A 22,099-nucleotide genomic window follows, 5' to 3' on the forward strand; every position below is an offset into this window, starting at 1 on the left:
TTTTGACTGATGAGTACCAAGAAGCCAGCCACCCCGCCCAAGAGTGAAGTCGCGGGCACTGATACCCTGGACCGAGGCAATACCAACGCCAAATTGCAGGCGTTGGAAGAATTCCGTTCCGATGCGACCGGCCAGGCCCTGCGCACCAACCAGGGCGTGAAGATTTCCGACAACCAGAACAGCCTGAAAGTCGGCGCCCGTGGCCCTTCGCTGCTGGAAGACTTCATCATGCGTGAAAAGATCACGCACTTTGACCATGAGCGTATCCCTGAGCGCATCGTGCATGCCCGTGGTACCGGCGCCCATGGTTATTTCCAGAGCTATGGTGACCATTCGGCGCTGACCAAGGCCGGTTTCCTGCGTACGCCCGAGCATAAAACGCCGGTATTCGCGCGTTTTTCCACGGTGCAGGGCCCGCGCGGTTCCGGCGACACCGTGCGCGATGTGCGCGGTTTTGCCGTGAAGTTCTTCACCGACGAAGGCAACTTCGACCTGGTGGGCAACAACATGCCGGTGTTTTTCATTCAGGATGCGATCAAGTTTCCTGACTTCGTACACGCGGTAAAACCTGAGCCGCACAACGAGATTCCTACCGGCGGCTCGGCACACGACACCTTCTGGGATTTCGTGTCGTTGCAGCCGGAGTCGGCGCACATGGTGATCTGGGCCATGTCTGACCGGGCGATTCCAAAAAGCCTGCGCGCCATGCAGGGTTTTGGTGTGCACACCTTCCGCTTGATCAACACCGAAGGTAAATCCAGCTTCGTGAAATTTCACTGGCGCCCAAAAGTAGGCACGTGCTCCCTGGTATGGGACGAGGCGCAAAAGCTGGCCGGTAAGGACACCGACTATCACCGCCGTGACCTGTGGGAATCGATTGAGAGCGGCGATTACCCCGAGTGGGAACTGGGTGTGCAGATCGTGGCGGAAGAAGACGAACACAAGTTCGATTTCGACTTGCTCGACCCGACCAAAATTATCCCTGAAGAGCTGGTGCCGATCACGCCGCTGGGCAAGATGGTGCTCAACCGTAACCCGGATAACTTCTTCGCTGAAGTCGAGCAGGTCGCGTTTTGCCCTGGCCATATTGTGCCGGGCATCGACTTTACCAACGACCCGCTGCTGCAAGGCCGCTTGTTTTCCTACACGGATACGCAGATCAGTCGATTGGGCGGCCCCAACTTCCATGAGATTCCGATCAACCGCCCGGTGGTGCCTTTCCATAACGGCCAGCGCGACGCTCAACATCGCACCGTGATCGATAAAGGGCGGGCCTCGTACGAGCCGAACTCGATTGATGGTGGCTGGCCGAAAGAAACGCCTGCCGGTCCTGCCGATGGAGGTTTCGAGTCCTACTACGAGCGCGTCGATGCCAATAAGGTGCGCGAGCGCAGCGAGTCGTTCGGCGACCATTTCTCCCAGGCCACGTTGTTCTACAACAGCATGAGCCACCACGAGAAAGAGCACATCATCGCGGCCTACAGCTTCGAGTTGGGCAAGGTTGAGCGCGAGTTTATCCGGGCGCGCCAAGTCAACGAGATCCTGGCCAACATTGACCTGGAACTGGCCAAGCGCGTGGCGCAGAACCTGGGCTTGCCGGCGCCGACCAAGGGCACAGTGCCTGCACGTGAAACATCGCTGAAGGAATCACCGGCATTGAGCCAGGTGAATTTGCTGTCTGGCGATATCAAGACGCGCAAAGTGGCGATTCTGGCGGCTAACGGCGTTGATGGTGCGGCAATTGATGCGCTAAAGGCAGCGCTGGAAGCTGAAGGCGCGCATGCCAAGTTGCTGGGGCCTACTTCGGCGCCTGTGACCACCGCGCAGGGCAAGACGCTGCCGGTCGACGCCTCGATGGAAGGTATGCCGTCCATTGCGTTCGACGCGGTGTTTATTCCGGGCGGCAAAGAGTCGGTGAAGGCGCTGAGCGGCGATGGCGTGGCGTTGCATTACGTACTGGAGGCGTACAAGCACCTCAAGGCGATTGCGGTGGCCAGTGATGTGAAACCGTTGCTGGACTTGTTGAAGCTGGAAGCGGATGCGGGGTTGATCGTGGGCGCGGATGCCAAGGCGTTCAAGGCCTTCTTTGCGGCGATTGCACAGCATCGGGTTTGGGAGCGGGAGCCGAAATCCAAGGCGATTCCGGCTTAAATTATCGGTTGTTTGTTAGATCGTCATCGCAGGCAAGCCAGCTCCCACACTTGAATGTGTTCACCCTTCAAATGTGGGAGCTGGTTTGCCTGCGATGCTTTTAGTCCGCCTTGCGCGGTATCAGCACAACCTGCGCCGGAATGTGTTTCAGAATCTGCCGGTGAATCTTCAGGTCATACCCCGAATCAATTCGCTTCACCCGTTTGGTCAGCAATGTGGCCAGCCACGGGTAATCCTGGGTGCGTGGCACCTGGATGCTGACATCGCACTGGTAATTCACCACGTCGGTGGCGATGGCATCCAACTGATGACGCATGTCTTCGACATCCGCGAGGTTCAGCGCCACGGTGGTGCTCGGCGCTGCGGGGTCGATGACCTTGGCCGCAGGCTTGGCTTCGGCGGCTTTCAACGCGGCTTCTGCCTGATCCAGCTCGGCCTTGCGCGCATGGCTGATAGCGCTGTTGACGCCACCGGTCAGTGCCGGGGCTTTTGGCATCAGTGCGCGGGCCCGGCTCAGGGCGGTGGCGGCGGCGTTGACATCGCCTTTTTGCAGCACGATCTGGCTGCGCTGCAGGTAGGCTTCGGCCAGTTGACGCTGATAGGCCTCAAGTGCGGGATCGTTGGGGGACTGGGCCTGCAACGCCGCAAGTTGGTCTTCGGCGGTTGCCAGCTCGCTGCTGGCCAGGTTTTGCTCCAGCTGCGCGATGGCCACAGCGCGTGCGTCCGGGGCCTCGGGGGCAGCGGGCGGCGTGCTTTGACAGGCACCCAGCAGCAGGGAAAATGCGGCAAGGAGCAGATAACGGGAGGTGAACGGCTTCATTCCTGCGACTCTCTATTTGCGCAAAAAGCGAGCAAGTCTACACCCCTCGACGGGGCAGGACAAAACTCAGCAGAAACAGGGCGGCCGCCGTAACCACAATCGACGGCCCGGCTGGCGTGTCCTTGAACCAGGACAGCGCCAGGCCCCCGCACACTGCACACATTCCCAAGAGGCTGGCGCCGATTGCCATCTGCTCCGGTGAGCGGGCATGACGCTGTGCGGCGGCGGCGGGAATGATCAGCAGCGACGTGATCAACAATACGCCGACTATCTTCATCGCGACAGCGATCACCACGGCGATGAGCAACATCAGAGCCATGCGCAGCCCCGCGACGGGCAAGCCTTCAACCCGGGCGAGTTCTTCATGCACGGTGATCGCCAGCATCGGGCGCCACAGGGCCACCAACAACACCAGTACGCCAGCGCTGCCGCCGAGGATCCAGGCCAGATCAGTCGGGCTGATCGCCAGCAGGTCGCCGAACAGGTAGGCCATCAGGTCGATGCGCACTTCATGCATGAAGCTCAATACCACCAGGCCCAGGGACAGGGTGCTTGGCGCGAGGATGCCCAGCAGGGTGTCGGAGGCCAGCGGCTGGCGTTGTTGCAAGGTCACCAGCAGTACCGCCAGCAGCAGGCAGCCCACGGTCACGGCGATGGTCGGGCTCACGTCCAGCAGAAAGCCCATGGCCACGCCCAGCAACGCTGCATGGGACAAGGTGTCACCGAAATAGGCCATGCGCCGCCAGACCACAAACGAGCCCAGCGGGCCCGCCACCAGTGCCAGAGCCAAGCCTGCCAGCAGGGCGTAGAGCAGAAAATCAGCCATGCTTGCAGCTATCTCCATGAACGTGGGGAGTATCGACAACGGCACCATGCAGGTCATGGGCGTGGTCGTGATGATGGTGGTAGATCGCCAGGCTCTGGGCGTTTTTGCCGAACAGTTCCACGAACGCCGGGTCGCCACTGACCTGTTCCGGGTGGCCGGAGCAGCACACGTGGCGGTTGAGGCAGACCACCTGGTCGGTGGTGCTCATCACCAGGTGCAGATCATGGGAGACCATCAGCACGCCGCAGCCATGGCGGTCGCGCAGGCGGGTGATCAGGCTGTACAACTCGGCCTGGCCGGCGACGTCGACACCTTGTACGGGCTCATCGAGCACCAGCAACTCTGGCTCGCGCAACAAGGCGCGGGCCAGCAGCACGCGCTGCATTTCGCCGCCGGAGATGCTTTGCACCGGGCTGTCGATCACCTGCTCGGCGCCGACTTCCTTGAGTGCGGCCTGTGCACGGGCGCGGTCGACACCGGGCACCAGGCGCAGGAAGCGCAATACGGACAGCGGCAGGGTCGGGTCCACATGCAGTTTTTGCGGCATATAGCCCACGCGCAGTTTGGGCTTGCGCCATACACTGCCGCTGTCGGGCTTGAGCAGGCCAAGCACGGCGCGCACCAGGGTGGTCTTGCCTGCGCCATTGGGGCCGATCAACGTGACGATTTGCCCCGGCTCCACGCTCAGCGCGATGTTTTCCAGCACGTTCTGCCCGGCGAACGTGACGCCGACCTGCTCCAGACGGATCAACGCGTTGCTCATCAAGCCCCCTGGCAGCCCGCGCACAGGCCGACCACTTCAACCGTTTGCCCCTCGACCTTGAAGCCGACGTCGGCAGAGCTTTGGATAATGGCGTCACTGATGCTTTTTTGTTCAAGCTCGATGGCCGCGTGGCACTCGCGACAGATCAGGAACTGGCCCTGATGCGCGTGCTCCGGGTGGTTGCAACCGACAAACGCGTTGAGCGAGGCGATACGGTGAACCAAGCCATTTTCCAGCAGGAAATCCAGTGCGCGGTACACGGTAGGTGGTGCAGCGCGGCGGCCGTCCTGTTCGCTGAGTACGCCAAGAATGTCGTACGCGCCCAGCGGTTTGTGGCTCTGCCACACCAACTCCAGCACCCGGCGACGCAAGGCGGTCAGGCGCAAGCCTTTTTGTGCGCACAGGGTATCGGCCTCTGACAATGCGGTGTGCACGCAGTGAGAGTGGTCGTGGGGACGGCTGGCAAGCGGTGTTTTAGGCATGAGCGGCGACAGATATTTGATAGAGACGTTATTATGTTACCCGTTCCTACGCCATTGAGTGGTCATCGTGTCCCGACTTTTTCCCGTTTTTGTCGTATTTGTCACCAGTTTGTTCGTTGCGGGCGCCGCTCAGGCCGATGTGAAGGTGCTGACCAGCATCAAGCCGTTGCAACTGATTGCCGCGGCGGTGCAGGACGGTGTGGCGGTTCCGGAGGTATTGCTGCCGCCGGGGGCGTCGCCGCATAACTTCGCATTGCGCCCATCCGACGTACGGCGCGTGCAGTCGGTGGACCTGTTGTATTGGATCGGACCGGACATGGAAACCTTTTTGCCGCGCGTGTTGAAAGGCCGTACGGCCAATACCGTGGCGGTGCAGGACCTGCCGGGCATGAAACTGCGCATTTTCGGCGAAGATAGCCACTCTCACGCTGACGAAGCCAGCGACCATGATCACGATCATCGCCCAGGCAGCGTCGATGCACACTTGTGGCTGTCGACAGTCAATGCACGAGTAATTGCCACGCGCATGGCTGCGGACCTCAGTGCGGCTGATCCAGTGAACGCCGAGCGTTATCAGAGCAACGCCAAAGCTTTTGGTGAGCGCCTGGACGCGCTGGATGCACGCTTGAAAAAGCGTTTGGCGGGTGTCGAAGGCAAGCCTTACTTCGTGTTCCACGAAGCCTTCGATTACTTCGAAGAGGCTTACGGCCTCAAGCACGCCGGCGTGTTCAGCGTGGCCGCCGAGGTGCAGCCAGGCGCCCAGCATGTGGCGGCGATGCGTACGCGCTTGCAGGAGGTGGGTAAGACCTGTGTGTTCAGCGAGCCGCCGCTGCGCCCGCGTTTGGCCGAGACATTGGTTGCTGGGTTGCCGGTGAAGCTGGCGGAGCTGGATGCGCTGGGTGGCTATACCCCGGCTACGGCGCAGGGCTATGAGCAGGTGCTGGAAAAGTTGGGCAATGACCTGGCCGGTTGCCTGGAATCGCTATAGCGCCGTACTGCCTCGCTCCTACAGGGGCAGGTTACAGGGCGAACGGCAGATGCACAGTGACCTGCTGGCGTTGCAGCAGGCGGTGCTCGAACTCAGCGGGATCGTGAATAAGAACATCCTGCCCGGCAAACGACTCCGCCGCGATCAACCGTGACAACCAGAACCGTACGCACGCCACGCGCAGCATGGTCGGCCATAGCTCGGCTTCCTTCGCAGTAAACGGTCGCAGCCCTGCATAAGCCCCCAGCAGCGCCCGGGCGCGTTGCCCGTCGATCGCGCCATCGGCGTCCGAACACCAGTCATTCAAGGCAATCGCCACGTCGTAGAGCATCGGCCCCGAGCAGGCGTTGTAGAAGTCGATCAAGCCCGTCAAGTGCGTGCCTTCGAACATCGCATTGTCGCGAAACAGATCGGCGTGAACGTTGGCCCGTGGCAGGCCGAGGATGTCAGCCTTGTGGGTTTCGATCTCGCTCAACGCGTCCTGCAACAGGCGCTGCTGCGCGTCGTTGAGGTGTGAAATCAGCTGCGCGCCCTCACTGAGCATCCAGTCCAGCCCGCGGTCGGTCTTGCGCTCCAGCACTTTTTCGCCCTGAGTCGCCAAGTGCAGGTGGCCGAGCAGGCCGCCGACCTGGGCGCAATGTTGGGCGTTGGCGTCCTTGATGTGCTTGCCGGCCAGGCGCGGTTGCAGCAAGGCGGGTTTGCCCTTGAGTTCGCGCAAAGCGATGCCGTCGGTGGTACGCAAGGCGTACGGCACCGGCAGGTCGGCGTCGTGGAGCACGTCGAGCAGTTCGATGAAGAACGGCATTTCTGCCACGGGGCCGCGCTCAACCAGGGTCAGGACAAACTCACCCTGCTCCAGGCTGATAAAGAAATTGGTGTTTTCGCTGCCAGCGGCAATCCCCTGGAAATCAAGCAGGCGGCCGAGCCCATAAGGGGCGAGAAAGGTTTCCAGCTCGGGCCGAGCCAGGGGGGTGAACACAGACATGGTTAAAACTGCCGTTACGGGCGCTGGCTTAGCAGCGCCGGTTAAAATTAAGAAATCATTTCCATTCGAAGATCTTCCATGACGGGATCAGCATATCCGGCTGGTCAGAGCGGATGAAGTTCGCATCGGTTCCGTCAGCGCGCACCAGGAAATAAGGTGGAGCGCCCTTCGGGGTAACCTTGATGGCGTACAGGAAGCCGTTCTGGCGATACTCCTGGATAGTCTTGTCGCCTTCCGTGCGAATGGTAACTTCCGGGTCTGCCGAAGGGGCATCGTCTGCCGCCATGGCAGCCATCGGAGCGAGTGCAATCAAACCGGTCAACAGCAGGCGATTGAATGTACGCATGATAACCTTGTCCCTTTGTTTTCATTGGTCCGGCTATTCTAGCGCCTGACCCGCCGAAAAGGTTGATCCTGCTCATGAGCCAAGCGCCCCTCGTCCTGGTGGACGGTTCTTCTTATCTGTACCGCGCCTTCCACGCGCTGCCACCGTTGACCACCTCCAAAGGCCTGCCGACCGGTGCGGTCAAGGGCGTGTTGAACATGCTCAAAAGCCTGCGCAAGCAGTACCCGGACAGCCCGTTCGCGGTGGTGTTCGACGCCAAGGGTGGGACCTTTCGCGATGAGATGTACGCCGAGTACAAGGCCAACCGCCCGAGTATGCCCGATGACATGCGCCTGCAAATCGAGCCGCTCCATCAAAGCGTGATCGCCCTGGGCTTCCCGTTGCTGTGCGTCGAAGGCGTCGAGGCTGACGACGTGATCGGCACCCTGGCCCGCAGCAGCGCGGCCGCCAGCCGCCCGGTGGTGATTTCGACCGGCGATAAAGACATGGCACAGCTGGTGGACGGGCACATTACCTTGGTCAACACCATGACCGGTAGCTCGATGGACGTTGAGGGCGTAAAGGAGAAATTCGGCGTCGCTCCCGAGCAGATCATCGACTATCTGGCGTTGATGGGCGATTCGTCCGACAACATCCCAGGCGTCCCGGGTATTGGGCCGAAGACCGCCTCGGGCTTGTTGGTGGGAGTGAATGGCGGCCTCAAAGAGCTTTATGAGCAGCTGGATATTGTGCCGACGCTGCCTATCCGCGGGGCCAAAACCCTGCCAGCCAAGCTTGAAGAGCACAAGGAGATGGCATTCCTGTCCTATCAGTTGGCGACGATCAAGATCGATGTGCCACTGGACGTGGGCCTGGATGACCTGCACCTGATCGAGCCGGATCGCGAAAAGCTGCTGGAGCTGTACACGCTGCTTGAGTTCAAGAGCTGGTACGACGAGATCCAGCGCGATGCCAAGCGTGTGGAGCTCAAGTCGGCGAGCGAGGTTGCACCTGCCGCCGAAACGCCGGTCGAGGCCGTTATATCGGTACCGGTAGAGGCGGTTTACACCACCGTCCTGGACCAGGCCACCTTCGACGTGTGGCTGAAAAAACTCAACGATGCGCCGTTGTTTGCCTTTGATACCGAAACCACCGGCATTGACGCTCAACAGGCGCAATTGGTTGGGGTCTCGTTTGCTGTGCAGCCCCATGAAGCCGCCTACATCCCGCTGACCCATTCCTATATCGGCGCGCCGGATCAATTGGATCGGGACACCGTGCTGCTGGCCTTGAAACCGCTGCTGGAAGACCCGACCAAACTCAAGGTTGGCCAGCACGCCAAGTTCGATATGAACATCCTCGCCAACTGCGCCATCGGTGGCGACCCTGCACAGGGCATCACTGTGCGTGGCATCGCCTTCGACACCATGCTCGAATCCTACGTGCTGAACTCCACGGCGACCCGCCATGACATGGACAGCCTGGCGAAAAAGTATCTGGACCACGACACGGTCAGCTTCCAGGACATTGCCGGCAAGGGCGCCAAGCAGCTGACATTCGACCAGATTGCCCTTGAACAGGCTGGCCCTTACGCGGCCGAAGATGCCGATGTGACCTTGCGCCTGCATCAGGAGCTGCACGCAAAGCTGGCCGCGATCCCGAGCCTGGCCAGTGTGCTGACGGATATCGAGATGCCGTTGGTGCCGGTACTGGCACGCATCGAGCGCCAGGGCGCATTGGTGGACAAGGAGCTGCTGGGCATCCAGAGCATCGAGCTGGGTAACAAGATGGTCGAGCTGGAGCGCCAGGCCTTCGAGATCGCCGGTGAAGAATTCAACCTTGGCTCACCCAAGCAGCTTGGGGCGATTCTCTACGAGAAGCTGGGGATGCCGGTGTTGAAAAAGACCGGCAAGGGGCAGGCTTCCACCGCCGAAGAAGTGCTGGCCAAACTGGCCGAAGATGATTTTCCGTTGCCCAAGGTGCTGATGCAGTACCGCAGCATGAGCAAGCTCAAAAGTACCTACACCGACCGCCTTCCGGAGCAGATCAACCCTCGCACCGGGCGCATTCATACGTCTTACCATCAGGCGGTAGCGGCAACCGGGCGCTTGTCCTCCAGCGACCCGAACCTGCAGAACATCCCGGTGCGCACCGCCGAAGGGCGGCGGATTCGCCAGGCGTTTGTCGCGCCCAAGGGCTACAAGCTGCTGGCGGCGGACTATTCCCAGATCGAGCTGCGGATCATGGCGCACCTGTCCAAGGACGAAGGGCTGATGAACGCCTTTCGAAACGATCTGGACGTGCACACCGCCACGGCTGCCGAGGTATTCAAGGTTGAGCTGGCTGAAGTCACGTCCAACCAGCGCCGCAGTGCCAAGGCGATCAACTTCGGCCTGATCTACGGCATGGGTGCCCAGAAGCTCGGCAAGGACATCGGCGTCGATACCAAGACCGCCAAGGCTTACATCGATGTGTACTTCGCCCGCTATCCAGGTGTTCGCGAATACATGGAGCGCACGCGTGCCCAGGCAGCGGACCAAGGCTATGTGGAAACCTTCTTCGGGCGGCGCCTGTACTTGCCGGATATCAACTCCAACAAGCCTCAGGAGCGCGCTGCGGCAGAGCGCACAGCCATTAACGCGCCCATGCAGGGCACGGCGGCGGACATCATCAAGAAAGCCATGGTGCAGGTGGATAACTGGCTGACCGAGTCGGGCCTGGATGCCAAGGTAATCCTGCAAGTGCACGATGAATTGGTGCTGGAGGTGCGTGAGGACCTGGTCCCACAAGTCAGCGAGAAGATTCGCGAACATATGAGTGCTGCAGCCCAACTGGACGTACCGTTGGTGGTGGATGTGGGCGTGGGCGATAACTGGGACGAAGCGCACTGATTGCAGAGCTGCGCCAACACCGAGGGTGCTGGCGCAGTGCTTTAGAGCGCAAATCGCCGTCAGTTATTTCCAATAGTTTTTTGGAGCTGCCGGAACTTAACCTGTGAACTGCCACTCAGAGTTACTGAATGGGTGGTGAAGCCCTTCAATGCTCCTATGTTGTGTTAAGTGTTGGCAGATATCTGGACCCCGCCCTAGCGGTCCGGAACTTGGACCCCGAACTTCCCTCCCCATACGAAGTCCGGGGTTTTTTTTGCCCGCAGAAAAGTTACTCGGTAGCTTCTGCGCCTTTGTCCGCCAATTCCATCCAGCCGGCCAGCACGGTGTAAGCCTCTTCCAGGCCCATGCGCTTCGGCGCCGAGAACAGCTGGATAGTGATCGTATCGCCCCAGCCCTTACGGATGTCGGACTGCACTTTGAGCAGCGTGTTCTTGGCTGCGCCGTAGGTGAGCTTGTCGGCCTTGGTCAGCAGGATGTGCATCGGCATGCCGCTGGCGACGGCCCAGTCGAGCATCAGCAGGTCGAAGTCAGTCATCGGATGGCGGATGTCCATCATCAGAATCAGACCCTTCAAACTCTCCCGGCCACCCAGGTAAGCCTCAAGGTGACGCTGCCAGTGCAGCTTCAGCGGGATAGGTACTTTTGCATAACCGTAGCCCGGCAGGTCGACCAGACGCCGATCATCGTCTAGCTTGAAGAAATTGAGCAGTTGCGTGCGACCCGGGGTTTTCGAGGTGCGCGCCAGGCTGGCGTGGGTCAAGGTGTTCAGTGCGCTGGATTTGCCAGCGTTGGAGCGGCCGGCAAAGGCGACTTCAAAGCCCTCGTCATCGGGGCATTGGTCCACTTTGGCGGCGCTGAGCATGAACGTGGACTGTTGGCACAGGCCGAGGATGGGATTCTTGAGTTGCATGAGATTTCCGATGTGGGCGGTGCCGAAAAAGGGTGCGGCAAGCGGTGTCGTTTCCGTTTCAGTAGCGCCAGTATATAATGCCGCAGATTTTGTGTGTGCTTTGTCCCAGCGAAGGATGAAGCTCACGGGAGCGAAAGACCTTTATTGCGCATTAGAACGCAAAACGCTCTCAAACCCTGAAAAGGTCGATGTATGGCCTCAATGGTTGCCGCTTTTGGTGTCCTGAACCCGCTTTATGGCGCTCAGGCTACACAGGATCCACAAGCGCTGTACAACCGTGTTTGTGTGGTCACGCTGATGCAGCGCGTGACCCAGGGTTTCAAGGCAATGCCGCCGCGTGGTTTGTGCATGGACTGCAGTACTGAGGATTACCAGGCCGTCATTGAGTTGGCGGTGAGTAAACCCGGTAGATAACTCTTAAACCCTTAGCCGTAGTTGGATTAGCTGATGAACAAACTGATCGTGAGTCTGCTGTTGACCTTGGGCATCACAGGCGCTGCCGTCGCTGCAGAGGGCCCCGTCAAAGGTGATGCCACTGCCGGTCAAGCGAAAGCCGCCGTATGTGGTGCCTGCCACGGGCCGGATGGCAACAGCCCGGCGCCGAACTTCCCCAAACTGGCCGGCCAGGGTGAACGTTACCTGAGCAAGCAGATGCACGACATCAAGGACGGCAAGCGCACAGTGCTGGAAATGACCGGCATGCTGACCAATCTCAACGATCAGGACCTGGCGGACCTCGCGGCGTATTTTGCCAGCCAGAAAGGCAGTGTGGGAGCTGCTGATCCTAAATTGGTCGCTCGCGGAGAAAAGCTGTTCCGTGGCGGTGACCTGGAAAAAGGCTTGCCAGCCTGCACCGGTTGCCACTCGCCAAATGGCGCAGGCAACGCCGCCGCTGGCTTCCCGCACCTGAGCGGCCAGCACGCCACCTACATCGCCAAGCAGTTGACTGACTTCCGTAAAGAAGAAGCCGGCCGGGCCAATGATGGCGATGCAATGACCATGCGCACCATCGCTCGCAAGCTGAGCGACGAAGACATCGCAGCCCTCTCCAGTTATATCCAGGGCCTGCACTGACCGGGCTCGACGTTAACGCTCGATTAATCCCGCGATGCAAGCATAAAAAGGGTGGCTCAGGCCGCCCTTTTTTGTGGCCGCTGCCGTTACACTAACGAACTCATGCCCGCGTAGACCTGTCACAACAAAGGTCGCGTGAGGCGACTTTATTTGTCCAGGAGTAAAGCATGCGTAATCTGATCCTCAGCGCCGCTCTCGTCACTGCCAGCCTCTTCGGCATGACCGCGCAAGCAGCCGATGTGCCGCTTGAAGCCGGTAAAACCTACGTTGAATTGGCTAACCCTGTACCGGTGTCGGTACCCGGCAAAATCGAAGTGGTGGAGCTGTTCTGGTATGGCTGCCCGCATTGCTACGCTTTTGAGCCGACCATCAACCCATGGGTTGAAAAACTGCCCAAGGACGTTAACTTCCGTCGCCTTCCCGCCATGTTCGGTGGCCCATGGGATGCCCACGGCCAACTGTTCCTGACCCTCGAAGCCATGGGCGTGGAACACAAAGTACACAACGCTGTTTTCGAAGCGATCCAGAAACAGGGCAAGCGCCTGACCAAGCCGGACGAAATGGCTGACTTCGTCGCCACCCAGGGCGTGGACAAGGACAAGTTCCTGGCAACGTTCAACTCCTTCGCCATCCAGGGCCAGATCAAGCAGGCCAAGGAACTCGCGCAGAAGTACGGTGTGCAAGGCGTTCCAACCCTGATCGTCAACGGCAAGTACCGTTTCGACCTGGGCACTGCCGGTGGTCCTGAAGCGGTCCTCAATGTTGCCGACCAACTGATCGCCAAAGAACGCGCAGCCAAGTAAGGGGCCCGCCATGCGCCGCTGGGGTACCGAACGCGTCGTTGGCTTGCACGAGCCGCAGGTCAACGAACACCACCTGCAAGCCACGGGCCTGCCGGCAGACAGCCGCTTGCGCCTGCTCAGCTTCAACATTCAGGTGGGCAACAGTACCGAGAAATACCGGCACTACCTCACCCGTGGCTGGCAGCACGTTCTACCGCACAAGGGGCGTACCGGTAACCTGCAAAAGATCGGCGACCTGCTCAGCGACTTCGACCTGGTCGCCTTGCAGGAGGCTGACGGCGGTAGCCTGCGCTCGGGCTACATCAATCAGGTGGAGCATCTTGCCCAGCTCGGCGCGTTCCCGTATTGGTATCAGCAGCTCAACCGCAACCTGGGGCGCCTGGCACAGCACAGTAATGGTGTGCTCAGCCGCTTGAAGCCGACCGCCATCGAGGATCACCCGTTGCCGGGGCCGAAAGGCCGCGGTGCGATCCTCGTGCGTTTCGGTGAAGGTCCTGAAGCCTTGGTGGTGGTGATGATGCACCTGGCACTCGGTGGGCGTACCCGCAACCTGCAGCTTGCCTATGTGCGTGACCTGATTGGTAACTACAAGCACCAGGTGTTGATGGGGGACATGAACACCCATGCCAACGACCTGTTGCAGAATTCCCCGCTGCGCGACCTGGGCCTGTTGGCCCCGCAAGTCGAAGCCACATTTCCCAGCTGGCGCCCGCAGCGCTGCCTTGACCACATCCTGCTCAGCCCGAGCCTTACACTGGAAAGTGTGCGAGTGCTGGCGCAGCCCATTTCCGATCACCTGCCCGTCGCGGTAGAGATTCGTCTGCCGGGTTCGCTTACCGCTGATGCATTACCCGCGTTGAGCCCAGGCCCTCGCGGACCTCTTGCATGAGCGACGACGCCCAGCGCTGGAAAGAGAAATACCTCAAGAGCATAGAGCAACAAGACAAGCTCGAACGCCGCTGGGCCGCCCGCCTCGACCTGCTGCGCCGCGGCCTGGTACGCAGCACGCTGGCGGCTGAAGGAACTGACCGCGCCGTTGATCAATGCATGAAAGAAATGCGTGATGTGGTGCGTACGGACGACATGGACGCAGCCCTCGCCGCGCTGTTGCCGCGCCTGGAAAAGGCTGTGCTGGATTCCGAGCAGCGCCGCGAAACCCGGGTTGACCAGATCAGCACCGCACTCACGGCCCTGGTTGCCCAGCTGCAAAAGCTTGCGTTGCCCCGCGAGGTGGCCCGCCCGCTGAAAGCCTTTGCCAAACAGCTCGATAGCCGCGTCGGCCAAGCGCGGGAGATACCGCTGTTGCTCAGTGAGCTAAGCAGCCTGCAAGGGCAAGCGCTGAATAATCTGGAGCCTGAAAGCGAAGCCTCGCGCGCAGGTCCTGGGCTGCTGCAGCGCCTGTTTGGCAGTAAGGAGGCATCAAGTGATGCGCCGCAGGTTGACGCTGCGCCACTGCCCACCGCACAGGTGGCGCCGTCAAAGCCCGCTGCGCCGCCACCTTCGCCCGAGCCGCAGGAGCCCGTACAGTCCGAAGAGTTGACCCAGGCCTTGCGTGCCTTTGCACCGCAACCACAAACGGCCATCGCTCCCGCATCGGAACCGGTAGCGCCGGCCCTGGTGGAAGCGGCCCGCGACACCTTCGCATTCGAGGCACCGCCTCCAGCGGCCCCGATTGTTTCACCTGCGCAGGCCCCTGAGCCGCCGTTAGAAGAGCCGGCCCCTGAAAGCGCGCTCGCCGCCTTTATTGAAGCGCCGCAGGTTGAAGTCGACGCGCCGGATCAAACCAGCATAGGTAGCCTGTCTCTCCCGCCGGTGCTGGAAATTCCCGAGCCCGACGAACTGCAGTCCGATGGGATATACGCCCTGCCCGACTCGCCTGAGCCGTCCTACAGCTCGGTGGCCAAGCACATTGAAGATACGTTACTGGGCTTGTTGGAAGACCTGTCCCTGCCTGAACGTCACCGGCCCCAGGCCGAAGCCATGCGCGAACGGCTTGCCCACGGCTTGAATTGGTACGAACTGATCCCGATCCTGGATGACCTGGCGGTGCTGATGCTGGCGATCACCGACAGTGGCCAGCATGAGTTCGAGGCTTATCTCAAGCAACTCAACGAGCGCCTTGAGGCATTTCAGGGCCACCTGCAGGTTGCCAGCGAGGGCCATGCCGATAGCAGCCTGGCCGCGCGAGAGCTGGATACGCAGATTCGTGAACAGGTCGACGGGTTGCAAAGCAGCGTGCAGGAAGCCGCCGATCTGAACAGCCTCAAGCAGGTACTCGAAAGCCATCTCGAAGGCTTGCTCGGTACCATGGACGAGCATCAGCAGCAGCGTGACCAACGTGAGCAGGAAGTGGCGGCGCGCCTCAAAACCCTGGCTGAGCGAGTGGCCAACATGGAGCAGGAAGCCCAGGGCTACCGTGAGCACCTGGAAGTACAGCGCCAGAAGGCCTTGCTCGATCCGCTGACCGGTCTGCCCAACCGGGCAGCGTGGAGCGAACGCCTTGATCACGAGGTCAACGCCTGGCATCAACGCGGCAACAGCTTGTCGCTGGCGATGCTCGACCTGGATCATTTCAAACGCATCAATGATGGCTACGGTCATCTGGCGGGCGACAAGGTGCTCAAGATCATCGCCAACGTGCTGAGCAAGCGCCTGCGGCCCACCGACTTCATCGCGCGTTTCGGCGGTGAGGAGTTTGTGCTGCTGATGCCCGACTCAGCCTTGGCGGATGCTTTGGCTGTCGCTCAAGGATTGCGCGCGGCCATCGAGGCATGCCCGTTCCACTTCAAGGGCGAGCCGGTGACGATCACGGTGTCCATGGGCGTAGCACAGTTTCAACCTGGCGAGCGCAGCGACTTGGCCCTAAAGCGAGCCGATGAAGCGCTTTACAGGGCCAAGGCAGCGGGACGCAATCAAGTGCAGGTGGCATAAAAGATGTTCCATTTTGTAATTTGACCGCCGGGCTAATTACGTTACGTTACACTGTTGCATTATCGTCTCTCAGTGTACTGCTCCTGCCATGAAATCCTTGTCTATCGCTTTTGTGTTTCTCCTGCTCGCCGGTTGCGCCAGCGGCCCGCGGCTGAATACCAGCCACCCTTCGGTGAACCACGACAACCGCGTGCAGTTCGTTGTCGTGCATTACACCTCTACCAACCTTGAGCGCTCGCTGGCGTTGCTGACCCATGGCCAGGTGAGCAGCCATTACCTGATCGGCGACGACGCCTCAGGCACCATCTACAAGCTGGTGGATGAAAGCCAGCGTGCCTGGCACGCGGGGGAAAGCGAGTGGATGGGGCGCACCTGGCTCAATTCCAGCTCCATCGGCATCGAAATCGTCAACCCTGGGTTCCGTGATACGCCCACAGGGCGTGTGTGGTACCCGTATTCCGAAGCGCAGGTGCAGTCGCTGATCGTGCTGCTCAAGGACATCAGCAAGCGTAACGGTATCGAACCCAAGAACATCATCGGGCATAGCGACATTGCCCCACTGCGCAAGCTGGACCCGGGGCCGCTGTTTCCCTGGAAGCGTCTGGCCGCAGAAGGTCTGGCCGTCTGGCCGGATGCACAGGCCGTGGCCCGGTTCCAGGTGCAGTACAGCGCTCAGCTGCCGAGCATCACCTGGTTCCAGGAAGAACTCGCTCGCCTGGGCTATCAGACGCCGCAGACCGGGGAGCTGGATGTGGCCACGCGGCACGTGATCGCCGCCTTCCAGATGCGCTTCCGCCCTTCATTGTTTGATGGCACTCCGGATGCTGAAAGTGCTGCGATCCTGCGGGCCTTGAACCAGCGCTGATTGTGTAGATGTAGGGGCGAGCAAGCTCGCTCCTACAACGGTAATGCCATATAGAACTGCGTACCCTGCCCCGGCCGTGAATACACGCCCATGCGGCCGCCGTGCAACTGCACGATCTCCTTGCACAGGGCCAGCCCCAGGCCCGCGCCGCCTTTCTTGCGACCCACCTGCACAAAGGGTTCGAAGATTCGCCCTTGCTGGCCATAGGCGATACCTTCGCCGTTGTCTTCAACACTGATAATCACCCGTTCGCCATGACGCCGTGCCTGCAGGCGAATCTGCCCGCCTTCGGCGGTGTGGCGCAACGCGTTGCCGAGCAAATTGTCGAGCACGCGCTCCAGTTGCACCTGGTCGGCATACAGTCGCGGCAACTCCGGCTGGGCTTCCACCAGCAACTCAATGTGCTGCGCATTGGCGGGTTCGGCAAATCGCGCCCGTGCGTGTTCCAGAAGGTCGGTGACATCGCAGGCCCCCAGGGTGAGTTTTTGCAGGCCGTTCTGGTAGCGCGAGAAGTTGAGCAAGTCGTTGATCAACTGCATCAGGCGCTGCATTTCTTCGTTGACCGTATCCAGCAGGTCCGCTTCACGGGAGTCTGCCGGGAACTTCGCGCGCTCGCGAAACAGGCCGAAGGCCATATGCATGCCGGTCACCGGCGTGCGCAGTTCATGAGAGGCGCGTAACACGAACTCGCTACGCACTCGTTCGAAGGCGCGCTGTTCGGTAACGTCATGCAGCACCATCACAGCCCCCAGAATATGACCCTGTGTATGGCTCACAGGGGTCAGGCTGTAGGTCAGCAGGCGCAGTTCGCCCTCGACTTCCACTTCCAGATCATCCGGCGCCCGCTCCAGGTTGCCGCCGCGCAGCACCAGTTGCAGTTGTTCATCCATCTCTGCACGACCCAGAGCTTCGCCCAGGCCCTGACCGAGGCGCTCTTCGTCCCAGCCCAGTTGGCGCTGTGCAACCGGGTTGAGGTGCTCCAGGCAGCCCTGCCGATCAATCATAAGCAGGCCGTCATCAATACTGTCGAGCACGGCTTGCAGACGCTGTTGGCCGGCCAGCAGTTCATCGACATTGGTGGCCTGATGCTGGCGCAATGCTTCGGCCATGATGCCGAAACGGCGGGTCAGCTGATTCATTTCCGCTGCTGAGGAGATAGGCAGCGTCACTTCAAAATCGCCCTGTCCGATCTTGTCGGCGGCTTTGGCCAGTGCCTCGATCGGTCCGCCAAAACGCCGCGCGATGCCATGGGCCGTGACAAAGCCAATGATCAACACTGCCAGTCCCACCAACCCGAGCAGCCCTGCAATCAATAACGCGCGCTCACGGGACTTGTGCTCGCTGGCGCTAATGTTCTCCAGTGCCTGCTTGTGATCGGCAATCAGTCCGTTGCGCAGTATGTTGAAGGTTTCAGTGATTTTTTCCTTGCTGCCCGGCGGCGGTGTTTCCTGCTGGGATTGGTCGAACGCTTCGAGCAGGTTCTGATAGTCGGAGCGGGCCTGGCCAAAGCCATGGCTTTTACCGATCGACTGCTCATGGGCGACGCCTTGGTCCAGCAGGTCGAAATAATGCTGCTTGGAGGCCCTCAGGGCCTCAGGGTCGGGTCGTTTCTCCAGCATCATGATCAGCTGGTCGCCCAGGCTCTGACGCAATTTGAGTCCCAGGTCCAGGGTGATGAAGTTACTGCGAATCAGCGATTCCTGGGTCTTGGCCATTTGCATGACGCTGACCAAGCCCAGGATCAATCCCAGCAAGGCCACGGTGATCAGCGCTGAAATGCTCAGAAATAATCGAGTGCGCAGTTTCATCGCGAGCTTCATAAGGTCCTGCTCACAGGTTGTACTGTTTGCGTTTGCGGTACAGGGTCGACGCGTCGATTCCGAGGGTGCGAGCTGCTTGATCCAGCGTGTCACTGGTGGCGAGGACGGCGCCGATATGGGCTTTTTCGAGCTCGTCCAGGCTCAACGCCGCGCCGATACGGGGCGCGTTGTTGGTCGGTTGCTCGGCCATCCCCAAATGGCTGATCTCTACCTTCTCCTGAGGGCAGATGATGCTGGCGCGCTCCACTACGTTACGCAGCTCGCGAATGTTGCCGGGCCAGCGATAGTTGAGCAGCGCTTCACGGGCCTGATCACTGAAGCCGCGCGCGGGGCGGGCGTATTCCTTGACGAAGCGTGCCAGGAAGCGGTCAGCCAGCGTAAGGATGTCTTCACTGCGTTCGCGCAGCGGCGGCAGGTGCAGGGTGATGACATTGAGGCGGTACAGCAAGTCTTCCCGGAAGCGGCCGTCGCGCACCATGTCTTCCAGGTTCAGGTTGGTGGCGGCGAGGATGCGCACGTCGGCGCGGCGGGTGACTGGGTCGCCCACACGCTCATATTCCTTATCCTGAATGAAGCGCAGCAGCTTTGGTTGTAACGTGAGGGGAAAATCGCCGATCTCGTCGAGAAACAACGTGCCGCCGTCAGCCTGGTTAACGCGTCCCAAGGTGCTTTCACTGGCGCCGGTGAACGCGCCGCGACTATGGCCGAACAGTTCGCTCTCCATCAGCTCGGCGGTCAGTGACGGGCAGTTGATGGTCACGCAAGACTTCTTGGCGCGTTTGCTCCAGCCGTGAATGGCACGGGCCAGCTCACCTTTACCGGTGCCGGACTCGCCAAGGATCAAGATGTTTGCATCGGTCCCGGCCACCTGGCGCGCAGTTTCCAGTACCACCATCATCGATGGGCTGTGAGAGTCGAGGCCATCCTTGGGCTGGCGCACTGCGCCTTCCAGGGCCTCCAGTCGCGCAGAGAGCTGGCGCACTTCCAGTTGCTTGGCGGTGGCCAGGCGCAATTGGTCCGGACTGCAGGGTTTGACCAGGTAGTCGGCGGCACCGGCCTGGATTGCGTCCACGGCGGTATCCACGGCGGAGTGGGCCGTGACGATCACCACACGCATCCACGGAGCCTGGATACGCATCTGCGCGAGTACATCCAGGCCGTTGTCCTCGCCCAGGCGCAAGTCCAGAAAGCACAGGTCGAACACCTGGCGCTGCATCAGGGCATCGGCCTGGGCGGCGCTGTTGGCGGTGGCAACGGTGTAGCCCTCGTCTTCCAGGCAATAACGGAACGTGCGGAGGATTGCGGATTCGTCATCCACTAAAAGAATGCGGCCTTGAAGCTCCTTGGCTGAATCCATCTGTCCCGCGCTCCTTAACTATTAAATAAGATGGTGTTTAGTCCCGGAATAATCGGGCAAGTTGCATGGTTTATTCTGATTCATAAAAGGCATCTTCGTGTAGGTATCTACACGCCTTCCTACAAAGCGCCGGCTGATGGCCTTCTTGTGCGTTATCGCGACTTAGGCAACTGAGCGTGCGCTTTCGATCCTCTGACCCGACCACTGGCCATCGTGCATTTCGCACGGCATCTAAAGAGGCATCGTGCAGGATGCTGGGTGCTACATCCTTGCGCGCCACATAACATATTGATTTTATTGTGTTTTATTTTGCAATAAAGCTGGCACGCAGTCTGCAATATCCCTCCCAAGAGTGTCATGAACGAATAATCAGAATGCGGGAGAACAGCAGCATGACTCGCCAAAGCCTCAGCCAATTGCGTGTATCGCCGCTGCGTATGCAGCAGGGCCTGTTTGCCAGCCTGGCCTTGATGGTCACGTTGATTGCCGGCCAGCAGATGCAGCACTGGCAGCAGAGTGAGCAGCCAGCCCCGCAATTTGAGCGTCCGGTGATGACCCAGAACCATTTCCGTTCCATTGGCAGCGCCAGCGCTAATGTAACTGCCCCGCAATTGAGCTTGGTCGATCAGGATTCCACTCTGGACGAACTGCCTGCTCAAGAGCGCTGGGTGTTCTAGGCAAGAACAAGTCGCTTGTGTTGAGCGACTGCACGGCACTACCGCTGTTACCCCTATAGAAGCATAAGGAGAATCACCATGTTGAGTTGGGCAATCACATTTCTGATCATCGCCATTGTCGCTGCAGTCCTGGGCTTCGGTGGTATCGCTGGCACCGCCACCGGCATCGCCAAGATCCTGTTTGTCGTCTTCCTGGTGATGTTCATTGCTTCGTTCTTCTTTGGTCGTAAAGGCCGAGGTTGAATATGACCACTCTGCCCTTTAAAGCCATTGCTGCCGCCCTGCTCTTGGGCGGCAGCAGCCTGGCGTCGGCCGCCAATGACGGTCAGTCCCGGGCTAACGAATTGCTCAGCGCGGACCCGCAGTACCGTGAGACTTGGCAAGACGTGGTGAAGAAAGAACAGCGCCTGCCGGAATGGGTCATGAACCTGTCGGGTACGGCCGAACAAATGAATGCTGTTGAAGAGGACGGTGACAAGTATCTGGTGGGCCCGCTTTGCGAAACTGCGGATACCTGCTTGAACAAGCGCCTCATTGTGGCCTTCAGTTTCGATAAGGAAGATGCCTACGCGATGTTGGTGGAAGTCCCAGCCGGTTTGCCGGCCGACAAGTCCCCGACACGGCATGCTGATTACCGTTTCCTCGGTAAGCCGGATGAAGGCATGCAAAAGCTGTTGATGGAACAACTGAAGAAAGATCCGAATTGGTACTAGGTTCCGTCTGAGACGGAGCCAGCGTCCATAGAAAGAAGCCCCTGCGCTTCTTTCTGTTTGCATCACTCGCCAAGGGTGGTGCATGACCAGGGGGCCGGGTTGCTCTGATCGATCAAGATCGGCGTGACCTACGGGTACAGGGAGTGCCTGCGAAAGGGCCGGGTCAGGCGAAAAGCTGCGACGCAAGTTCACAAGTCCTCAAGCTTGCTGAACTTGCGGCGGGCTTACGACTCTCATGCCCGCGCTTGGCTCTCGCTTCATGGCTCTCGCTTTATGCCTCTCATAGTCGCAATTTTGCTTTTTGCCTCTCGCCAACCATTACCGGGTATGTCGAGGCGACCATCTATCGAGAAATTTTCATACGCGCCATAGGACATTTCCGGTGCTAGGTGGTGGATTTCTCACGCATTTCTGCCAAACGTTGCAAGTCGTTCAGCATCACTGAGCGAGCCTGATTTGGCCGCCTCACGGCATATTCACCCGCCTGAATGGCGTATTCGAACTGACCGTTTGGACAATTATTTTCAAAAAAAGCCATGCCGATTCGGCATAGGGTAGGCGTTTACGGCATTAGACGTCGCTCCCTTGCATGGGAATAGTTGCGCCTTTTTTCGCCTACCAGTAAGCCATTTCGGCCACGCTGCGGTGACCTTCCATGGAGGCTGATGCACACACTTTTTCGCTTTCGAGCGTTGCAGCTGGCGCATTTGCCATAAGT

The 22,099-nt window shown here is 59.9% G+C and carries 21 protein-coding genes; 12 read left to right on the forward strand and 9 right to left on the reverse strand.

The features are described from left to right. Nucleotides 1-9 precede the first annotated feature (9 nt). A complete protein-coding gene (katE, locus tag IH404_RS01225) occupies nucleotides 10-2,151 on the forward strand; it encodes a catalase HPII (RefSeq protein ID WP_122732770.1) in 2,142 nt (713 codons plus the stop codon). Between the two features lie 100 nt (nucleotides 2,152-2,251). On the opposite strand, the gene IH404_RS01230 is transcribed toward katE, so the two are convergent. Genes IH404_RS01230 through IH404_RS01245 form a run of 4 tightly spaced genes read right to left on the reverse strand, consistent with a single transcriptional unit; the run spans nucleotide 2,252 to nucleotide 5,054 of the window. Beyond that, the gene (locus IH404_RS01230) at nucleotides 2,252-2,971 is read right to left on the reverse strand and encodes a PA5502 family lipoprotein (RefSeq protein ID WP_005783438.1); all 720 of its coding nucleotides are present in this window, start codon (nucleotides 2,969-2,971) and stop codon (nucleotides 2,252-2,254) included. 37 nt (nucleotides 2,972-3,008) lie between these two features. Continuing rightward, nucleotides 3,009-3,797, reverse strand: coding sequence for a zinc ABC transporter permease subunit ZnuB (gene znuB, locus IH404_RS01235; RefSeq protein ID WP_032878556.1), 789 nt, complete (start codon nucleotides 3,795-3,797; stop codon nucleotides 3,009-3,011). After that, complete coding sequence (gene znuC, locus IH404_RS01240) at nucleotides 3,790-4,560, reverse strand: zinc ABC transporter ATP-binding protein ZnuC (protein WP_005783440.1); 771 nt, start codon at nucleotides 4,558-4,560, stop codon at nucleotides 3,790-3,792. Before znuC ends, znuB begins: the two co-directional genes overlap by 8 nt. After that, complete coding sequence (locus IH404_RS01245) at nucleotides 4,560-5,054, reverse strand: Fur family transcriptional regulator (RefSeq protein WP_177327430.1); 495 nt, start codon at nucleotides 5,052-5,054, stop codon at nucleotides 4,560-4,562. Before IH404_RS01245 ends, znuC begins: the two co-directional genes overlap by 1 nt. Nucleotides 5,055-5,100: 46 nt before the next feature. On the opposite strand from IH404_RS01245, the gene IH404_RS01250 reads away from it, so the two are divergent. Further along, nucleotides 5,101-6,030: a zinc ABC transporter substrate-binding protein gene (locus IH404_RS01250; RefSeq protein ID WP_005783444.1), complete on the forward strand. Its 930-nt coding sequence runs from the start codon at nucleotides 5,101-5,103 to the stop codon at nucleotides 6,028-6,030. Nucleotides 6,031-6,061: 31 nt separating this feature from the next. Here the strand turns inward: IH404_RS01250 and IH404_RS01255 are convergent, their stop codons facing one another. Continuing rightward, the gene (locus tag IH404_RS01255) at nucleotides 6,062-7,015 is read right to left on the reverse strand and encodes a homoserine kinase (protein ID WP_194439684.1); all 954 of its coding nucleotides are present in this window, start codon (nucleotides 7,013-7,015) and stop codon (nucleotides 6,062-6,064) included. 55 nt (nucleotides 7,016-7,070) lie between these two features. Next, nucleotides 7,071-7,361, reverse strand: a complete 291-nt coding sequence (locus IH404_RS01260) for a DUF2782 domain-containing protein (protein ID WP_003187366.1) — start codon at nucleotides 7,359-7,361, stop codon at nucleotides 7,071-7,073. A 74-nt stretch (nucleotides 7,362-7,435) separates the two neighbouring features. Between IH404_RS01260 and polA the strand changes: the two genes are divergently transcribed. Then, the gene (gene polA, locus IH404_RS01265) at nucleotides 7,436-10,231 is read left to right on the forward strand and encodes a DNA polymerase I (RefSeq protein ID WP_005783450.1); all 2,796 of its coding nucleotides are present in this window, start codon (nucleotides 7,436-7,438) and stop codon (nucleotides 10,229-10,231) included. A gap of 268 nt (nucleotides 10,232-10,499) precedes the next feature. Here the strand turns inward: polA and yihA are convergent, their stop codons facing one another. Next, a complete protein-coding gene (gene yihA, locus IH404_RS01270) occupies nucleotides 10,500-11,141 on the reverse strand; it encodes a ribosome biogenesis GTP-binding protein YihA/YsxC (protein WP_005783451.1) in 642 nt (213 codons plus the stop codon). Nucleotides 11,142-11,333: 192 nt separating this feature from the next. On the opposite strand from yihA, the gene IH404_RS01275 reads away from it, so the two are divergent. The 6 genes from IH404_RS01275 to IH404_RS01300 all read left to right on the forward strand — a co-directional run bounded on the left by IH404_RS01275 (nucleotide 11,334) and on the right by IH404_RS01300 (nucleotide 16,814). Further along, complete coding sequence (locus tag IH404_RS01275) at nucleotides 11,334-11,555, forward strand: hypothetical protein (RefSeq protein ID WP_005783453.1); 222 nt, start codon at nucleotides 11,334-11,336, stop codon at nucleotides 11,553-11,555. 33 nt (nucleotides 11,556-11,588) lie between these two features. Continuing rightward, complete coding sequence (locus IH404_RS01280) at nucleotides 11,589-12,215, forward strand: cytochrome c4 (RefSeq protein ID WP_005783455.1); 627 nt, start codon at nucleotides 11,589-11,591, stop codon at nucleotides 12,213-12,215. Nucleotides 12,216-12,382: 167 nt separating this feature from the next. Beyond that, the gene (gene dsbA / locus IH404_RS01285) at nucleotides 12,383-13,018 is read left to right on the forward strand and encodes a thiol:disulfide interchange protein DsbA (RefSeq protein ID WP_005783457.1); all 636 of its coding nucleotides are present in this window, start codon (nucleotides 12,383-12,385) and stop codon (nucleotides 13,016-13,018) included. A 10-nt stretch (nucleotides 13,019-13,028) separates the two neighbouring features. Beyond that, the gene (locus IH404_RS01290) at nucleotides 13,029-13,907 is read left to right on the forward strand and encodes an endonuclease/exonuclease/phosphatase family protein (protein ID WP_005783460.1); all 879 of its coding nucleotides are present in this window, start codon (nucleotides 13,029-13,031) and stop codon (nucleotides 13,905-13,907) included. Further along, a complete protein-coding gene (locus IH404_RS01295) occupies nucleotides 13,904-15,949 on the forward strand; it encodes a GGDEF domain-containing protein (RefSeq protein WP_194439686.1) in 2,046 nt (681 codons plus the stop codon). Before IH404_RS01290 ends, IH404_RS01295 begins: the two co-directional genes overlap by 4 nt. A gap of 88 nt (nucleotides 15,950-16,037) precedes the next feature. Then, the gene (locus IH404_RS01300) at nucleotides 16,038-16,814 is read left to right on the forward strand and encodes an N-acetylmuramoyl-L-alanine amidase (RefSeq protein WP_194439687.1); all 777 of its coding nucleotides are present in this window, start codon (nucleotides 16,038-16,040) and stop codon (nucleotides 16,812-16,814) included. Nucleotides 16,815-16,846: 32 nt separating this feature from the next. Here the strand turns inward: IH404_RS01300 and IH404_RS01305 are convergent, their stop codons facing one another. Both IH404_RS01305 and algB read right to left on the reverse strand, forming a co-directional pair. Continuing rightward, entirely contained in the window at nucleotides 16,847-18,634 is a 1,788-nt protein-coding gene (locus tag IH404_RS01305; protein ID WP_005783466.1) for an ATP-binding protein, read from the reverse strand. A gap of 10 nt (nucleotides 18,635-18,644) precedes the next feature. Further along, nucleotides 18,645-19,991, reverse strand: a complete 1,347-nt coding sequence (algB, locus tag IH404_RS01310; RefSeq protein WP_005783468.1) for a sigma-54-dependent response regulator transcription factor AlgB — start codon at nucleotides 19,989-19,991, stop codon at nucleotides 18,645-18,647. Between the two features lie 392 nt (nucleotides 19,992-20,383). Here algB and IH404_RS01315 point away from each other — a divergent pair, with 392 nt between their 5' ends. The 3 genes from IH404_RS01315 (at nucleotide 20,384) to IH404_RS01325 (ending at nucleotide 21,381) form a co-directional block, all read left to right on the forward strand. Next, the gene (locus IH404_RS01315; protein WP_032881167.1) at nucleotides 20,384-20,668 is read left to right on the forward strand and encodes a hypothetical protein; all 285 of its coding nucleotides are present in this window, start codon (nucleotides 20,384-20,386) and stop codon (nucleotides 20,666-20,668) included. Nucleotides 20,669-20,746: 78 nt separating this feature from the next. Beyond that, a complete protein-coding gene (locus IH404_RS01320; RefSeq protein WP_003187386.1) occupies nucleotides 20,747-20,911 on the forward strand; it encodes a DUF1328 domain-containing protein in 165 nt (54 codons plus the stop codon). Nucleotides 20,912-20,913: 2 nt separating this feature from the next. Continuing rightward, nucleotides 20,914-21,381: an inhibitor of vertebrate lysozyme family protein gene (locus tag IH404_RS01325; RefSeq protein WP_005783473.1), complete on the forward strand. Its 468-nt coding sequence runs from the start codon at nucleotides 20,914-20,916 to the stop codon at nucleotides 21,379-21,381. Nucleotides 21,382-22,099 lie beyond the last annotated feature (718 nt).

Origin of the sequence: Pseudomonas sp. OST1909, assembly GCF_015277575.1 — a bacterium.
Lineage (GTDB): Bacteria > Pseudomonadota > Gammaproteobacteria > Pseudomonadales > Pseudomonadaceae > Aquipseudomonas > Aquipseudomonas synxantha_A.

Bases quoted from the DNA above. Each gene is read 5' to 3' on its own strand.
- algB (WP_005783468.1), bottom strand. From the start codon at position 19,991: ATGGATTCAGCCAAGGAGCTTCAAGGCCGCATTCTTTTAGTGGATGAC.
- yihA (WP_005783451.1), bottom strand. From the start codon at position 11,141: ATGCAACTCAAGAATCCCATCCTCGGCCTGTGCCAACAGTCCACGTTC.
- IH404_RS01325 (WP_005783473.1), top strand. From the start codon at position 20,914: ATGACCACTCTGCCCTTTAAAGCCATTGCTGCCGCCCTGCTCTTGGGC.
- dsbA (WP_005783457.1), top strand. From the start codon at position 12,383: ATGCGTAATCTGATCCTCAGCGCCGCTCTCGTCACTGCCAGCCTCTTC.
- IH404_RS01320 (WP_003187386.1), top strand. From the start codon at position 20,747: ATGTTGAGTTGGGCAATCACATTTCTGATCATCGCCATTGTCGCTGCA.
- IH404_RS01290 (WP_005783460.1), top strand. From the start codon at position 13,029: ATGCGCCGCTGGGGTACCGAACGCGTCGTTGGCTTGCACGAGCCGCAG.
- IH404_RS01255 (WP_194439684.1), bottom strand. From the start codon at position 7,015: ATGTCTGTGTTCACCCCCCTGGCTCGGCCCGAGCTGGAAACCTTTCTC.
- IH404_RS01295 (WP_194439686.1), top strand. From the start codon at position 13,904: ATGAGCGACGACGCCCAGCGCTGGAAAGAGAAATACCTCAAGAGCATA.
- katE (WP_122732770.1), top strand. From the start codon at position 10: ATGAGTACCAAGAAGCCAGCCACCCCGCCCAAGAGTGAAGTCGCGGGC.
- polA (WP_005783450.1), top strand. From the start codon at position 7,436: ATGAGCCAAGCGCCCCTCGTCCTGGTGGACGGTTCTTCTTATCTGTAC.
- IH404_RS01305 (WP_005783466.1), bottom strand. From the start codon at position 18,634: ATGAAGCTCGCGATGAAACTGCGCACTCGATTATTTCTGAGCATTTCA.
- IH404_RS01260 (WP_003187366.1), bottom strand. From the start codon at position 7,361: ATGCGTACATTCAATCGCCTGCTGTTGACCGGTTTGATTGCACTCGCT.
- IH404_RS01275 (WP_005783453.1), top strand. From the start codon at position 11,334: ATGGCCTCAATGGTTGCCGCTTTTGGTGTCCTGAACCCGCTTTATGGC.
- IH404_RS01315 (WP_032881167.1), top strand. From the start codon at position 20,384: ATGACTCGCCAAAGCCTCAGCCAATTGCGTGTATCGCCGCTGCGTATG.
- znuC (WP_005783440.1), bottom strand. From the start codon at position 4,560: ATGAGCAACGCGTTGATCCGTCTGGAGCAGGTCGGCGTCACGTTCGCC.
- IH404_RS01300 (WP_194439687.1), top strand. From the start codon at position 16,038: ATGAAATCCTTGTCTATCGCTTTTGTGTTTCTCCTGCTCGCCGGTTGC.
- IH404_RS01280 (WP_005783455.1), top strand. From the start codon at position 11,589: ATGAACAAACTGATCGTGAGTCTGCTGTTGACCTTGGGCATCACAGGC.
- znuB (WP_032878556.1), bottom strand. From the start codon at position 3,797: ATGGCTGATTTTCTGCTCTACGCCCTGCTGGCAGGCTTGGCTCTGGCA.
- IH404_RS01230 (WP_005783438.1), bottom strand. From the start codon at position 2,971: ATGAAGCCGTTCACCTCCCGTTATCTGCTCCTTGCCGCATTTTCCCTG.